The following is a 15110-nucleotide window of genomic DNA, read 5'->3' as shown; positions in this document are numbered from 1 at the left end:
AAAACAACAAAAAGTAACAATGACAGAGAATAATTTTAAATTATTCCTTATAAAACAATAAGTTAATAATATTATGTTGTGTTTTTTTCATTAATTATTTATCAATTTCAAGACATTTCTTAACATAAAATCTTTTTCCTGCCATCAATTTTTTACCAAATATGTAAGCATAAAAATATTCTGTATAAACTGTTGTGTCAACGTGACAATGTTGAAAAAAGCATGGCGCAACTTTTCTGAAAATGTTTTGATAAAGGTCTAGGCAATACTGTTTATACGGTTTTGCAACAAAAATCGCTGAAGCGATCCACTAGACCGGGAAAGTCGCGCATCGTACAACGATGTCCGACCATGTGTTCAGCAGTTGAAATTCGATGGAGAATATTTTGCTTAAAAAAATAGTCTTAAAACAAAGTGTGATCGCAGTCGCCTTGACCTTGTCTTCCTCGCAATTGGTCTACGCGCAACTGGCACCGCAGGAGCCAGCGCTGCAAAAAATTCTCATTACCGGTTCGAACTTGAAGCGGGCCGACAAGGAAGGCACCTCCCCTGTCGACGTGATTACCGCCAAGGATATCAAGGACAGCGGCGCATCGACCGTTGCCGAACTGATGAAACTGGTGCCATCGATGGGCACCGATACCAACCAGGACCAGCTCGGCGGTTCCGGTTTTGCCAAGGGTGTCGCCACCGCTTCGCTGCGCGGCCTGGGCTCAAGCTCCACCCTGATCCTGTTGAACGGACGGCGCATGACGCCATCGGCCTACGCCGACCCGAACAACGGCAACTCCACCCTGTATGACTTGAACAGCATCCCGTTGTCCGCCCTGGACCGCGTCGAAATCCTGAAAGACGGCGCATCGGCCGTCTACGGCTCGGATGCCATCGGCGGCGTCATCAACTTCATCACCAAATCGAACTATCGCGGTGCGCAAATCGCCGGCAATGCAGGCGCCAACGACGATGGTTTGTTCCGCCGCAAGAACGTCAGTGGCTTCTTCGGCACGGGCGACCTCGAAACCGATGGCTACAACGTCTTCGTCGCAGCCGACTTCTCGCAGCGCGACCGCGTTGCCCGCCGCGACGCCAAGGATATCGCCTACTCGACCTACCAGGACTTGAACGGCCGCTTCCGCTCCAACTACTCGAGTTCCATCTCGAAGTACGCGACCGTGTACCGCGAATCGTCGCCAGGCTCGCGCAACTTCGGCGTGACGCAAGCGAACGCGCCACAGCGCGTGACGTTCAATCTGGGCTGCGACCCGTCGGAACGCATCACGGGCGGCACCAAGGATGGCCTGCTGCCGACGAGCATCCTGATTGGCCGCACCTTCTGTAATTACGATGCCGACCGATTCCTCGAAAGCCAGGGCGACGGCCGCGATGCCAGCGTGCTTAGCCGCGGCACCTTGAAGCTCAGCAGCAGCATCACCGGTTACGCCGAAGCGGCTTACACGCGCTCCTCGCGTTCGTACACGGGCGTGCCGATCACCCTCGGCACGACCTCCGTCACCAACTACATGGCGACGGGCCTGGCCGATCCATTCCAGGCCATCCTGCCGATTGGCCATCCGGACAATCCGCTGACGAATGCCCGCGCCTCGGTTGCCTACCGCTTTGAAAACCTGCGCGGCGGCTCGGAAACGGTCAACCAGAACATGCGTTTGCTGACGGGCCTGCAAGGCGATCACTTCGGCTGGAGCTGGGACACCGGCCTGCTGTGGAACCGTTCGGAACGCGATGAAACGCAATATGGCCGCCTGTACCTGCCTACCTTGCGCAAACTCAATACCGGCACGTCGCTGGCCCAACTGGCTGCCGACCCGACCATCGGCTACGATCCGAAAAGCGAAGGCTTGGCGGAAATCTTCCAGCTCGACGGCAAGGCCAGCACGGAATTCGGCAAGCTGGGCGGCGGTGCCATGGGCTTGGCCGTCGGCTTCGAACTGCGCCAGGAGAAAATCCGCATCGATCCGGACAGCAAGGTGGCCAAGGGCGAGATCTACGGACAGTCGAATACCATTATCGACGGCCAACGCAACGTCAAGTCGGCCTTCGTCGAGCTGCGTACGCCATTCACCAAGAGCTTCGAGATGGACTTTGCCGGCCGGGTAGACAAATACCCTGGCATCAAAACCAACTTCGTGCCAAAAGTGGGCGCCAAATGGACCGCTACGGATACGCTGGCCTTCCGCGGCACGTATGCCGAAGGTTTCCGCGCTCCGGCACTGTCGCAAGTGACACCAGGCGGCGCGCAATTCTTCCTGTCCGGCGTGTGGGATCCGAAACGCTGCCAGGAAGATGAAAGCACCCCGCGTCCAGGTGGCGTGACGGCCGACTGCAGCAAATCGATCTCTGGCGTCGGTGGCGCCAATCCGGACCTGAAGCCGGAAACGTCGAAAAGCTACTCGCTGGGCCTGATCTACTCGCCGACCTCCAACATCGACTTTGTCGTTGACGTGTATCGCGTGCGCAAGGAAAAAGAAGTGGCGCTGGGTACGGCCAGCGAAGCGCTGAAGAACGAAGACCGCGCGCCGGAAAACGTCCTGCGCGATCCGAATCCAGCCAACTTCATCACCGATGCGAACGGCAATGCGATTCCCGGCACGGGCACCTTGCTGTCGGTCAAGACTCCTTGGTCCAACCAGGGTTCCACCGAACTGCGCGGCGTGGACTTTGAAACGCGTCTGCGTAACAAGCTCGGCGAATGGGGCTCGCTCAGCACCGCCTTGCGCGGCACCTACGTCTACAGCTACAAGCTGGAACAGCATGAAGGCGACACGGTCAGCAACGTCACCGGTACGCGTCCAGGCATTTATGACTGGCAATTGTCCACCGGCACCGACATGCCGAAGGTCAAGGCTTCGCTGACCACCAACTGGACGCGTGGCGACCATAGCGTCAATGCTTCGCTGAACTTCGTTGGCAGCGTATCGCTCAAGCGCAACCGCGACGGCGCCGAGACCTACGACCAGCCTTTCTGCTACTACGGCACGAAGAAGCCTACCGACGCGGCGCCGGATCGCAATACTACGATCCCTGGTTATGAAGCAGCCTTCCCGGACTGCAAAGTCGCCAGCTGGACCACCGTGGGTCTGGGCTATACGTACACCGGCTTCAAGAACCTGAGCCTGGGCATCAATATCCAGAATCTGTTCGACCGTGCCGCACCATACGATCCAGCCTACCCACTCGAGGGTTACAACGAAGGCTTGCATAACGCCTATGGCCGTTACTTCACCTTCAATGCGCGCTACACGTTTTAATTAACCGCACGCAGAGACCAACGCCTCCTTCGGGAGGCGTTTTTTGTGACCACTACTCGAAGGGATTGGCCACCGACGTCACCTCGGGCGGCGGCAGCTGGTCAGGCAGTTCCTGCTTTTCCAGCTGCGCCACCACGTCGCCCAGCAGTTTTTGCAGCTGTTTGGCCAGGGCCAGGCCCGGCTTGTCCAGGGTCAGATCGATGTCGCCACTGATGCTGATGCGGTCGATCCGGTTTTCGATGGTCAGGCTGCCGATTTCCAGCACATCGCTTTCATTGGCATACGGGACGAATTTCTTTGCGCACATGGGATTTCCTTTTTGACGGTCTTATTTTTTGGACTTGCTCTTCACCTTGGGCAAACTCAGCATGCGCAGCTTTTGCTGGCGCGTCAGCGACGGTAACAGATCGATGCCTATCCTGTCTTCCAGTTGCGCAATGCTCAGCACTTCATACGTCTTGGTATCGACGTTTTCAATGAAGTAGGCGGCGCCGGCGCGCTGGCGCGGGCTGTACACGGCCTTGTACAGATGGCTGGGCACGATCACCCGGCCCACCTTGCGCAAGTTGCCGCCAATAAAAGCCGGCCCCGTGATCACGTACAGGTCGCCTTCTTTTTTCGCCATCTTGCGCACGGCGCCTTCGATGCCGGCCCACACATAGCGGTTGTTGCGCGAATCTTGCGGTACCATGTTGGCCAGGGTAAAGCTGTCGCGCTGGCTCTGGCGGTCCGGCATGTCGCCGTTGGGCGCCATGTGGCCACGGTCGAAGCCGCTGCGCGCATAGTCGGCCAGCTCGGCACGCTGGGCGGCAGGCAGCTTGCGTTCGGCGTGGAAGGAGTTTTCGCGCGACAAGTCCTGCGCCGCTTCCAGATTGTTCGCCGTCAAGTGCTCGGCCGACCACAGCGGCGTGCGCGTGATACCCGAGTGCATTACGCCAAACACGTTGTAGCACAGCTCCTTGGTCGCCACGTCCAGCTTGGGGTTGGTGATTTCCGGCTTGCGGCCATCGACGTAATGGGCCGGACAGGCATCGGCATGCGCCAGGTTCGCGGCAAAGGCGGAAGCCAGCAAGCCGCACGCCAGGGTCAGCCTGGCGATCGATCGTTGAATCATATTTCCCTAAGTGAAATCTTTGCAGGCCAGCATTCTAGCGGACGGCGGCCGTCACCACAAACCTGCATAAACCTGGCGTGCGCACCTGTGCGCGACGTGCAGATGGGCGTACGGGCGGCTCTGCGCAGAGCTGGCGCAAATAAAGGCCAACAGGCCGCGCACAGCCATTCATATCTGCTAAGATTGCCTAGATTCGTTCGCATCGACCATTCAAGATTTGGAGAGCATATGATCAAAAAAACCCTGCTGCTGATCGTTGTCGTCGTCGCCGCCATCCTCGGCTATGCCACCACCAAGCCCGATACTTTCAGTGTCCAGCGCGAAATCACCATCAAGGCCCCGCCCGAGAAAATCGCCGCCCTGATCACGGACTTTCATTACTGGGCCGCCTGGTCGCCGTGGGAAAAGCTCGACCCGGCCATGCGCCGCACGTTTACGGGGCCGGCCAATGGCCTGGGTGCGCAATATGCATGGCAAGGCAATGACAAGGTGGGCGCCGGCCGCATGGAAATCACGGAAGCGGCCCAGCCCGAACGCACCGTCATCAAGCTGGACTTCCTCAAGCCCTTCGAAAGCCACAACACCACCACGTTTACCATGACGCCCGAGGGCGACAGCACCAAGGTGAACTGGACCATGACGGGCCCCAGCCCTTACGTCAGCAAGGTCATGACGGTCTTCGTCAGCATGGACAGGATGATCGGCAAGGATTTTGAAAAAGGCTTGAACAACCTGAAGGCGGCCGCGGAGCGCTAAGCCCGCTCGCAGCAAAAGGAAACAGGGCCCGCGCGGCCCTGTTTTACTTGGCGCCCCCTTGCGGGGGCATGCTTAGAACTGCTCGATCCAGGCGGCCAGGTGGTCTGGCGTAAGCGCCGGTTCAGCCTGCACTACCTTGCCCTGCAAGCCCGATTCCGTCTTGCTCAACTGCAGGGACCAGCCGCGCCGCGCCAGCCACAGCAAGCTGGCCAGCCAGAACGAGTGGATGGGCGAGACGGGCGTGGTGGTCGGCGTTTCCAGGAATTCCGTCAGCAGCCGTCCATCGAGGAACAGCGCCGTGCCGCCCTGGTTTTGCAGCGCCGCGCCAAACACGGGCAGCAGCATGTCGATCGCCTGCTCCACGCCACGCCCCGGATGCTCGCGCTCGAGCGTGTCGAGCTGCTGGCGTACGGCGGCGGCAAAGGCCGTGCCGCGGAACGCTTCCGAGCTGACCAGGTCGGCATAATCCATCAGCAGCCAGTCCGGCTCGGGCGGCGTGACGCCAGCCGTCAGGGCCGCCGACAGATACGCTTCCACGGGCAGTTGCTGTTCCGGACCGGCCAGGCTGGCGCACAGGGCGTACAGGGTGCCGATGCGGTTGGCGACGGCTTGCCGCTGGCGCACCATCAGCTTTTCGCGCAACAACTGGGCGTGTTCATTGCGCAAGCGCGCCAGTTCCAGCGCCTGCTTGAGTTCCATGCGCAGGGCCGCGATATCCCACGGCTTCTGGATATAGCGGTGGATCTGCCCCTGGTTGACGGCTTCCACCGTGTGCTCGAGTTCGGAATACGCGGTGGTCAGAATGCGCACGATGTGCGGATGGCGATCCCAGGCGTACGACAGCAGCTCGTTGCCGTAGGCGCCAGGCATGCGCTGATCCGACACCAGCACGGCGATGCGGTCGGCCTGCTCGTCGAGGATGCGCTTGCCCTCCTCGACCGAGGTGGCCGTCAGCACGTCGGCCAGCGGCGCGATGGCGCGCTGGAAGTATTTGAGGGCGTTGGCCTCGTCATCGACATAGAGTATCGTCGGCAAGCCTTGCGCCGGCTCACGCTGAGCCGGTAAACGCAGATTGGCGTCAATCATGCTCGTTCCTTATATGTACTGGAAAATTCAGGGTTACCGTGGTGGACGTGCCAAACTCGGTGGCGATATCGAGGTTGCCGCCGAACGACTGCATCATGCGGTGGCAAAACACCATGCCCCAGCCCTTGCCTTCGCCGCCGCCGGCACTGACGGGGTCGATCAACAGCTGTTCCACAATCTCGGGGGCGATGCCGGCGCCATTGTCGCGCACCGTGATGCGCCCGGCATCGATGCGGATGCCGATCGCAGGCCGGGCTTGCTCGCCTGCCGAACGCAAGGCATTCGCCAGCACGGACGATAATATCAGCGCGACGCAATTGGGCGACTCGGCGATGGAAAAATCTTCGCCCACTTCGACCGTGATGGCGGCGCGCTGGGCCGCGCTCAAGGGATAACTGTCGAGCAAGGCGTCCAGCAGCTGGCGCGCGCTGCCGGCGCGGCGTCCGCCCTGCATGCCGGGCCCGGCACTAGCCAGACGCACCGTGTCGATAAAGCTGGCCAGAACGGACAAACAATAGCGCGCATTGTCGTGCATCAAGGCGGCCGCTTCGCCGATCTCGGCCTGCGGCGCGGCGTCCGCCTGCGCGCGCCGCGCGATGCCGCGCGCAAAATTGGCGATGGCCGCCAGCGGCGTGTTCAATTCATGCGCAAGGAAGGCCAGCGATTCTTCCATCGCCACCAGGCCCTGGCGGCGCGCGGCCCGTTCGCGGCCCGTCTGCACGGCCAGCTGCAGCGCCGTTTGCATGGCGGCCAGGTCGAGCGGCTTTTCCAGCAAACGGAACAAGGTGCCGCCATTGATCAGCTCGAGCAGCACGTCCTTGTCCGCATAGGCCGTCACCAGCATGCAGACGATGTGCGGATAGCGCTGCGCCACTTCCTGCAGCAGCTCGCTACCCAGGCGGTCCGGCATGCGGTAATCGGTGACGAGCACGTCGATCTGGCCGGCCTCGTCTTCCAGCAAGGCCAGCGCCGCATCGACGCTCTGCGCCGTCAATACGCGGTAACGGGGACCGACTGCGCGCTCGAAATACTTGCAGGCGAGCGCTTCATCGTCCACGTACAGCACGCTGGCGCGGCTATCGCTGTCCATGCTAGCGGCCCTCCCAATCGGAGCGCTGCAAGTCGAAATTCATGCTGGCCCATTTGCCCAGCTCGCTTTCGGCGCTCAATGTTCCGCCGTGGCGCTCGATCACGCCATAGCTGATGCTCAGGCCCAAGCCCAGTCCCTGCCCCACTTCGCGCGTGGTAAAGAACGGCTCGAACACACGCGCCAGGTTTTCCGGGGCGATGCCGGGACCGTTGTCGCGCACGCTGATGCGCAGGCGCTTGTCATCCCAATGGGCAGTGATGCGGATCTCGAACGGTGGCGCATTGCCCTTGCGCATGGACAGCACGGCATTGCCCAGCAAGTTGATCAGCACGCCCACGATGGCCGCCTCGTCGCCGCGCACCAGGGTGTCGACCGGCAAGTCGTGGCTGATGCTGACATTCTTCGTTTCATGGCCCACCAGGCGGATGGCCGCGTCGAGCGCGCTGCGGAACTGGAAGTGTCCCGTTTCCAGCTGGTTGCCGCTCTTGCGGTAGGCAAAGGTCTTCAAGTCGGACACGATGTGCTGCACGCGCAGCATGCCCTGCTTGGCGTCGGCCAGGCATTCGCTGACCAGCGCGCTTTGCTTGGCGACCGGGTCCTCGATGGCCACTTCGATGGCCATCATGCAGAAATTCACGGGGTTATTGACTTCATGCAGCATGCCGGCGGCCAGGGTGCCGATGGCGGCCATTTTCTCCTGCTGCAGCATCTGCCCTTTGATATCGGCCAGGCTTTTGTTGGTTTCTTCCAGCTGCGTGTTCTTTTGCGCCACTTCCGCCTTCAGCTGGAACAGCATGAAGCGGGCGCGCTCGTTGAAATACGTAAAGACGGCGCTGATGCTGGCCGACATGATGAGGAACAGACAGTTGACGACAAACGTGCCCGGCAAGTCGAAGCCGCCCGCATGCCAGGCGCAGGCGCCCACGTACAGCAGGCAGGAGATGGCGCCAAAGACCATGTTTTGCCACAAGCCGAAAGCGAGCACGATGCCCGACGAATAGATGGCCAGGGTCATGCCCACGTAATAGATCGAAGTGGCGCCTTCCGTGATGGCGATCATCCAGGCGATCATGATTTGCGGCAGGATCAGCCAGACAAACGTCAGCCCCTGGATGCGGTCTTGCGCCCAGCGCGTGCGCATGGCCAGCACGACACAGAAGATCAGCACGGAGACGACGATGCGCGCGCTGGTAAACGCCGACTGCTTGTCCGGATACAGGGCCGAATCGAGGCCCATGCCCAGCAGGATCAGCACGATGCCCGTGTACGCCCCGCCGCGGCTGAATTCCAGGCGGAAGTCGCGCAAAACGGCCGTGTAGCCGGCGTGCAGGCCTGGGGTATCCATCAAGGAATGCTCACTTCCGCGAACACATTCACGCCCGTCGCGTCGACATAGATCAGCGGATCCGTCGCGTGCTCGGGCAGCAAGGCCGACAGGCCCGCTTCATTGCGATAGATCAAATGCCATTCGAGCAAATGCTCCATGCCGAATTTGCCCGGATTATTCGCATGCACATTGGTGACGAGCAAACGTCCGCCCGGCCCCACGCGCGAGGCGAAGTGCATCAGCAGGCGCGCGCACACCTTGTCGGACAGGTAGTCGAACAGGCCGGCGCAATACACGGCGTCGAAACTGCCGGGCAAGCCCGTGATGCCAGAGCCATGGCGGCGCTTGAGCAGGTTATGCACGGAGTCGTGCACATAATCGATCTCGACCACTCTCCCCGTGCGCTGCATGATGGTGGTCAGGCGCGCGCGCGTCCAGTCCAGGGTCTCGCTGCTGAAGTCGACCAGCTCGAAGGCCAGCCACTGCGCATCGGGGCACGTCTCGAGAAAACGCTGCACCTCGATGGCCGGGCCGCAGCCCACGTTGAGCACCTTGTACACACGCCCGGCGGCGCGCGCTGCGGCCGCCTTTTGCGACAGGAATTCCGTCAGGATATCGATGCGGTTGCGGTGCGCGGTGGCTACGGCCGCCTGCAAGAAGGCCGCATTGACGATCTGAAAATACGTGCTCGGACCCTGGCGCGGATCGTCGAGCAGCTGGTTGACCATCTGGTAATCGCCCGCATAGCCGAGCGGCTTGGTAAACGTGCGGAAGACGAACGGCGCGCGCAGGATCAAAGGATGCAGCGCCGCCTGGGCAAATGCGCGGTGGGCCGGTGCCCGCTCTTCCTCGACGAGCGAGGCTTCTACCTCGAGCTGGCGCAAGTAAAGCTGGGTCTGCTCCATCAGCGGCAAGGCCAGCTCATCGAAGATATCGGGGCGCAGCCGGCCGTTTTCCTTGGGCAGCGAGTCGGACAAGTCGACCTGTTCGACCCAGCGCGCCACTTCCGACAAAAAGGCGCGCATTTCGTTGACGACGATCTGGTAGTCGCGGCGGATGCGGAAGCGCTCGCCCCAGCCGGCGACAAAGGCGCTGGACTCTTTCAATACGGCGCCCTTGACGACGACCACGTCGCTCAATTCGCGCCACTCGTCGATCAGGGTCACGGAAACGATGGCGGTCAGGCCCGTATTGACGCTGCTGATGACGACGGCCTTGCCGACGTAGGCGTTTTTCGCCCCCATCCTCACCGTCACGTCATTGAGCACCTCGCTGACCTGCACAATCGAGTATGGATTGTAGATTTCCATGACCAGCGAATTGCGCTGCAAGTTGAAAATCGTGCCGCGCACCGCCTCACCCTGGGTGTTGCGGAAACTGACGACTGGATCGATCTGCGATTGTGAATACACGATTGAGCATTATCAAGTTGCCCGGTTTCCGGCGCACCACACTGGTGACACCAGATTCCAGGCTGGGTTAAGGCACGGCATACCGGTCGTTTGCCGCCGGCTCCGCCATCGCAATGGCGGTATTGCGGCGTCGCGCGACGCCGTGCCGGAGCGCCTCAAAGCGCATCTGTTCGCTCTCTGATCGAGTGTACTATGGATGTAGCAGAACGGGCAATTGTTCCCTCAGGAACGACTCTCCGTGGCGCTGGCGCGCAACGCCGGCGCTCATCCCGCAATAAACAGTGCCAGCGCATGACGCAGCAACTGTGGCGTTTGCCCCGTCCAGCGCTTGAACGAGCGGCGGAAGTTGGTGGCATCATGAAAGCCGAGATAGGCTGCTACGGCGTCGTTGTCGTAGCCATGCGCCTGGAACAGATAAATCGCCTTGTGCGCGCGCACCTGGTCCAGCTCGGCCTGAAAATGCGTGCCATGGCGCGCCAGGTGGCGTTTCAGGGTGGCGGGACTGACGCCAAACTCGTGCGCCGTGCGCTCCAGAGTTGGCGCGCAGCGGATATTGGCCAGCAGATAATCGTACAGCGCACCGAGCAGGCTCGCTGCCGGTATGGGCGCCAAGGCCGCCGCGCGCAAGGCCAGCGCAGCCGCGGTGGCATTGCCGCGCGGCCAGGGTTTGTCGAGCCAGCTGGAATCGATGAGCATGGCGTCGACCTGGCAATCGAAACGCAGGGACTGCCCCAGGTGCACTTCGTGCTGCTCGACGTGACGGGGCCGCGCGCGGTTGAAACAGAAGCGCCACGGCAAGGACTCTCCGGCCAGCCAGCGGCACATGGCCGCCAGCGCCGTCATGTGCATTTCCACGAGAAATGGCAGCTGGCTCGGTGCACCGAACGCGTCAACCCAGTACAGCACATGCATGTCGCCCGCTTCGCGCAAACGCGGTTGCAGCAGCGGACACAGCAAGGTATGAAAATCGCACAGGATGGTCAAGGCTTGGCGCAGGTTCTGTGCCTGCAGCAAGGCATGGCTGGCCGCGCCGTAATGGCCGGGCAGCATTTGCTGGCCCAGCATGAAACTCGTGTCGGCACTGTCCAGGCCGCGCGCCACGTTGGCCAGCAATTGCAGGTATTGCGCGGCGCTGACCTGGCTTTCCGCGGACGGCAGCGCACCGCCATCGAGGCCCGTGCCCTTGAGCAGCGGCGCCACGGGCAACTCGCGGCTGCGCGCGTAGTCGAGCACCAGCGCCGGCTGGTGGTGGGCTGCGATGCTGGGGTCGCTTTGCTGGTTCAGCGGCATCAGGCAGGCGCGGCGGTGCCGGCCCGGGGACCGGTGCTCCGGCCCGGCGTTTCCACGGCACGGCTCAGCTCGGCCAGCACCACTTCCGGCACGCCATCGGTGAGCGAGCAGGCATGGCGCAGGCTCAAGCGGATTTCACGGTTGTCGTTGGCGTGGTGGCGCATCTGCCCCACCATGGCGCACAGGTGGCGCGCCTTCACGGCTCCATCCTCGCGCGACACGCCCGGCATCAGCACGGCGAAGCGGTCACCCGCATAGCGGCACAGCAAATCGTCATTGCGCAGGTTCAGCAGCAGCATGTGGCCCACGGCTTGCAGCACGCGGTCGCCTTCGCGGTGGCCGTATTCGCGGTTAATCAGGTGAAAACTATCGATATCGAGCAAGACCAGCGCGCAATCGAGGCCGGGCCGGCGCTCCTGTTCCAGGCGCATCTGCGTGCGCAGGTAGCTGGCGTCGGCCAGCTGCGTGATGCGGTCGAAGGCGCGATGGTCGCGGAACAGGCGCTCGCGCTTTTGCAGGTGCTCGTTCAGGCGGAACTGTTCCTGGCGCCAGTAATACATGCCGATCGTTACCAGCAGCATGCCAAACGGAATCAAGCCTTCGAGCCAGTTATCCCACACGGCACTCTTGTCGACGGCGAAGAATTCGTCGAGGCAATCAGCCCAGGAGCCCAGCATGATGGCGCACAGGCCGCCGGCGATCAGGCTCGTCACCAGCCCGCGCGGGCGGCTGCTGAGGGTAAACAAAAACCAGATGCCCGCCATGACGGCCGTGCCGCCTTCGCAGACGATGTCCATCCACTTCCAGATGGCAATCGGTTTAGGGTGCCCTAACGTGGCGTACAGGAACAAGAACAGGGGCAAGGCCAGTGCGGCGGCAATCAGGCTGTTACGGTGCAATGGCAGCATGTGGGAAAACCTTTAAAAGTGGTGCTGTCGCCACGATAGCGCCCGCCCATGACGGCACGATGACATGCCCCGCGCCCGTGCGGCAGGTGCAAACGGCTCAGCATTACCATGGCCTCCCATGCAAATCCGGCTAGCCATTGCCCATGCGCCCTGCCGTGGCAGGTCATTTCAGCTCACCACGGTCCATTTCCAGCCGGAAAGCGTTCACGGGCCGTTGTTTTCAGGGTGGCAAGTCCTTGCCTGTCACGCAACCGTCATATTTGCTGCCTAGAATCCGCCCGGTTCCTTCCCCTAACCGAGCTCTTCATGAAAACCATGCACACTTCCTTACCCTCCCCGCTGCGCCTGACGGCCCTGGCCCTCGGCATCATGGCCGTCTTCAGCGGTCAAAGCCATGCGCAAGTGCAAGATGCGGATGGCCAGCCAGCCGCCACGGTGGTCGTCAGCGGCCAGCGCGCCAGCCTGCGCAACGCCATCGCGGCACAAGAGAAAGCCGACAACATCATCAGCGTCATCAGCAGCGACGATATCGGCGGCTTGCCCGATAAAAACGCGGCCGAAGCACTGGCCCGCTTGCCGGGCGTGTCCGTGCAGCGCGACCAGGGCGAAGGCCGCTACATCACGGTGCGCGGCCTGGGCCCGGATTTGAACGCCGTTACCATCAACGGCGCCCTCGTGCCATCGCCGGAAGCGGGCCGCCGCGCCGTGGCGCTCGATATCCTGCCAGCCGGCCTGATCCGAACCTTGGAAGTCTCGAAGACCTTGCTGCCGGAAATGGACGCCAACTCGCTGGGCGCCACGGTCGAAGTGAAATCGCTGTCCGCCTTCGACTTGCCGGGCAAGCTGCTGTCGGCCAACGTGGGCGCCAGCTACGATGAAAAGACGGGCAAGACCAGCCCCAGCGGCGGCGCCCTGTGGGCCCAGCGCTTCCTCGACGGCAAGCTGGGCGTGGCAGCCGGCCTGAGCGCGGAAAAGCGCTCGTTCGGCTCCGATGACGTGGAAACGGGCGGCGCCTGGAGCAAGGGGAAATTGTCCAGCCTGGAATTGCGCGACTACCTGCCCGTGCGCAAGCGCGGCGCCCTGGCCGTCAATCTCGATTACCGCCCCGAAGCGGGCAACAGCTGGTTCTTGCGCTCGTTCGTCAGCGAATTTTCCGACAATGAAGTGCGTGACCGCCTGACCATCAGCAATATCGCGGGCGGCAGCCTGGCCGAAGACCAGACGGCCAGCGCGCGCGCCGAGCGCCGCATCCGCCAGCGCAAGTACACGCAGCAAGTGCGCTCGCTCGTGCTGGGCACGCAACAGAAATCGGGCGACTGGACCCTGGACGTGAAAGGCGGCATGAGCCGCGCCACGGAAGACACACCGGAATCCCTGAACGATGGCCGTTTCCGCGGCACCAGCAATTTCGCCGGCATCAGCTTTACGGATACGCAGGAGCCGAAACTGAGCGGCCCCGCCTCGTTGTACGACCCGGCCAGCTACGCGCTCAACGCCATCACCCTGCAAAAGCGCTACTCGAAGGACAATGAACACCATGCGCGCATCGACCTGGCGCGCAAGTTCGACATCGCCACCCTGAAATTCGGCGCGAAGGTCAGCCGCCGCGAAAAGACCAATGACACGGATCAATGGGCGTATAACAGCAGTAAGGCGACCAGCGGCAATTACTGGGGCACCGGTTCCACGTCGATGAGCAATTTCGTGCAGGGCCACAATCTCGACTACGACCTGGGCAACATCGGCGTGGCGCTGGACCCGGCCCTGATACGCGCCCGCGTCGCGGGACTGGACCGCGCCAAGGCGCGCCTTTCCACGGAATCGATCATCAACGACTACCGCATGCATGAAGACATCAACGCCATGTATGTGCAAAACAGCTACGACTTCGACGCCTGGCACATCCTCGGCGGCGTGCGTGCCGAACGTACCAGCTTTGAAGCGGCCGGCTCGCAAGTGGACAGCGCCGGCGTGGCAACGCCCTTGACGCGCGAGCGTTCGTACACCAACTGGCTGCCCAACCTGCAAACCCGTTATGACGTCGATCAAAAGACCAGCGTGCGGGCTGCCTGGACGCAAGCCGTCGTACGCGCCAACTTCAGCCAGCTGGCGCCGGGCATCAGCCTGGCCAGCAATACGGAAGCCGTGATCGGCAACCCGGACTTGAAACCGTTGAAGGCGAACAATCTGGACCTCGGTATCGAGCGGGTGCTGGGCAATGATGGCGTGATGTCGGCTTACGGCTTCTACAAGGACATCAAGAATTTTACTTACACGACGAACCTGGCCGGCACGGGCCAGTGGGCGGGCTACACGACGGCGACATCGTATGCGAATGGCGACGCGGCGAAAGTGAAAGGCATCGAACTGGCCTATATGCAGCCGCTGCGCATGCTGCCTGCACCGTTCAACAAGTTTCTTGTCGGCGTGAACGGCACCCTGAGCACGTCGAGCGCGCAAATCGGCCGTTTCGACAAGGCGACGAACAAGCAGCTCAACCGCGACATCCGCCTGCCGGGCCAGTCGAACCAGGTAATGAACTTGATGCTGGGCTATGAAACGGGGCCTGTCAGCGCCCGCCTGGCCCTCAACTACAAGTCGCCGTATCTGCTGGAAATGGGTAACGATATCCTTGACCAAAGCCAGGACCATATCGTCGCCAGCCAGAAGCAGCTTGATTTTTCGCTGTCGTACCAGATCAACAAGCAGTTCCAGGTACTGTTCGAAGCGGCGAACCTGAACAACGAGAAATACTATGTCTACCAGGGCACGAAGCAATACAACGTGCAGAACGAACAATACGGCCGCACTTTCAAAGTGAGCCTGAAAGCCAGCGCCTTCTGATGATGATTTCAACTAAC

11 protein-coding genes are annotated in these 15110 nt (G+C 61.5%); 3 read left to right on the top strand and 8 right to left on the bottom strand.

Annotation, left to right across the window (positions count from 1 at the left end; genetic code table 11):
* Window positions 1-431 precede the first annotated feature (431 nt).
* Complete coding sequence (locus tag V3C40_RS03265) at window positions 432-3266, top strand: TonB-dependent receptor (protein WP_175560463.1); 2835 nt, start codon at window positions 432-434, stop codon at window positions 3264-3266.
* 52 nt (window positions 3267-3318) lie between these two features.
* On the opposite strand, the gene V3C40_RS03260 is transcribed toward V3C40_RS03265, so the two are convergent.
* Window positions 3319-3573, bottom strand: a complete 255-nt coding sequence (locus V3C40_RS03260) for a hypothetical protein (RefSeq protein ID WP_319991534.1) — start codon at window positions 3571-3573, stop codon at window positions 3319-3321.
* A gap of 21 nt (window positions 3574-3594) precedes the next feature.
* Complete coding sequence (locus V3C40_RS03255; protein ID WP_034755976.1) at window positions 3595-4380, bottom strand: DNA/RNA non-specific endonuclease; 786 nt, start codon at window positions 4378-4380, stop codon at window positions 3595-3597.
* 228 nt (window positions 4381-4608) lie between these two features.
* Here V3C40_RS03255 and V3C40_RS03250 point away from each other — a divergent pair, with 228 nt between their 5' ends.
* Window positions 4609-5136, top strand: coding sequence for an SRPBCC family protein (locus V3C40_RS03250; RefSeq protein WP_070302552.1), 528 nt, complete (start codon window positions 4609-4611; stop codon window positions 5134-5136).
* 72 nt (window positions 5137-5208) lie between these two features.
* Here V3C40_RS03250 and V3C40_RS03245 read toward each other — a convergent pair whose 3' ends face one another.
* From V3C40_RS03245 to V3C40_RS03220, 6 genes are all read right to left on the bottom strand, one after another.
* A complete protein-coding gene (locus V3C40_RS03245; RefSeq protein WP_219328945.1) occupies window positions 5209-6222 on the bottom strand; it encodes a response regulator in 1014 nt (337 codons plus the stop codon).
* Window positions 6215-7312 (bottom strand): hybrid sensor histidine kinase/response regulator, encoded by a 1098-nt coding sequence (locus V3C40_RS03240; protein ID WP_331776499.1) that lies wholly within the window; start codon window positions 7310-7312, stop codon window positions 6215-6217. Before V3C40_RS03240 ends, V3C40_RS03245 begins: the two co-directional genes overlap by 8 nt.
* A 1-nt stretch (window position 7313) precedes the next feature.
* Complete coding sequence (locus V3C40_RS03235) at window positions 7314-8657, bottom strand: sensor histidine kinase (RefSeq protein ID WP_034755965.1); 1344 nt, start codon at window positions 8655-8657, stop codon at window positions 7314-7316.
* Window positions 8657-10051, bottom strand: coding sequence for a class I SAM-dependent methyltransferase (locus V3C40_RS03230; protein WP_072453508.1), 1395 nt, complete (start codon window positions 10049-10051; stop codon window positions 8657-8659). Before V3C40_RS03230 ends, V3C40_RS03235 begins: the two co-directional genes overlap by 1 nt.
* Window positions 10052-10315: 264 nt before the next feature.
* Window positions 10316-11341, bottom strand: a complete 1026-nt coding sequence (locus V3C40_RS03225; RefSeq protein ID WP_331776498.1) for an AraC family transcriptional regulator — start codon at window positions 11339-11341, stop codon at window positions 10316-10318.
* Window positions 11341-12249 carry a GGDEF domain-containing protein gene (locus V3C40_RS03220; RefSeq protein WP_070302561.1) on the bottom strand — a complete coding sequence of 303 codons (909 nt, stop codon included), beginning with the start codon at window positions 12247-12249 and terminating at the stop codon, window positions 11341-11343. The genes V3C40_RS03225 and V3C40_RS03220 overlap by 1 nt, the downstream gene beginning before the upstream one ends.
* Window positions 12250-12564: 315 nt before the next feature.
* Between V3C40_RS03220 and V3C40_RS03215 the strand changes: the two genes are divergently transcribed.
* Window positions 12565-15093, top strand: a complete 2529-nt coding sequence (locus V3C40_RS03215) for a TonB-dependent receptor (RefSeq protein WP_331776497.1) — start codon at window positions 12565-12567, stop codon at window positions 15091-15093.
* Window positions 15094-15110 lie beyond the last annotated feature (17 nt).

Source organism: Janthinobacterium sp. LS2A, from assembly GCF_036543145.1.
In the GTDB taxonomy this organism is placed as follows: Bacteria; Pseudomonadota; Gammaproteobacteria; order Burkholderiales; family Burkholderiaceae_D; genus Janthinobacterium; species Janthinobacterium aestuarii.
The sequence above is the reverse complement of the archived record's forward strand: the minus strand, read 5'-3'. Positions and strand labels throughout refer to the sequence as shown.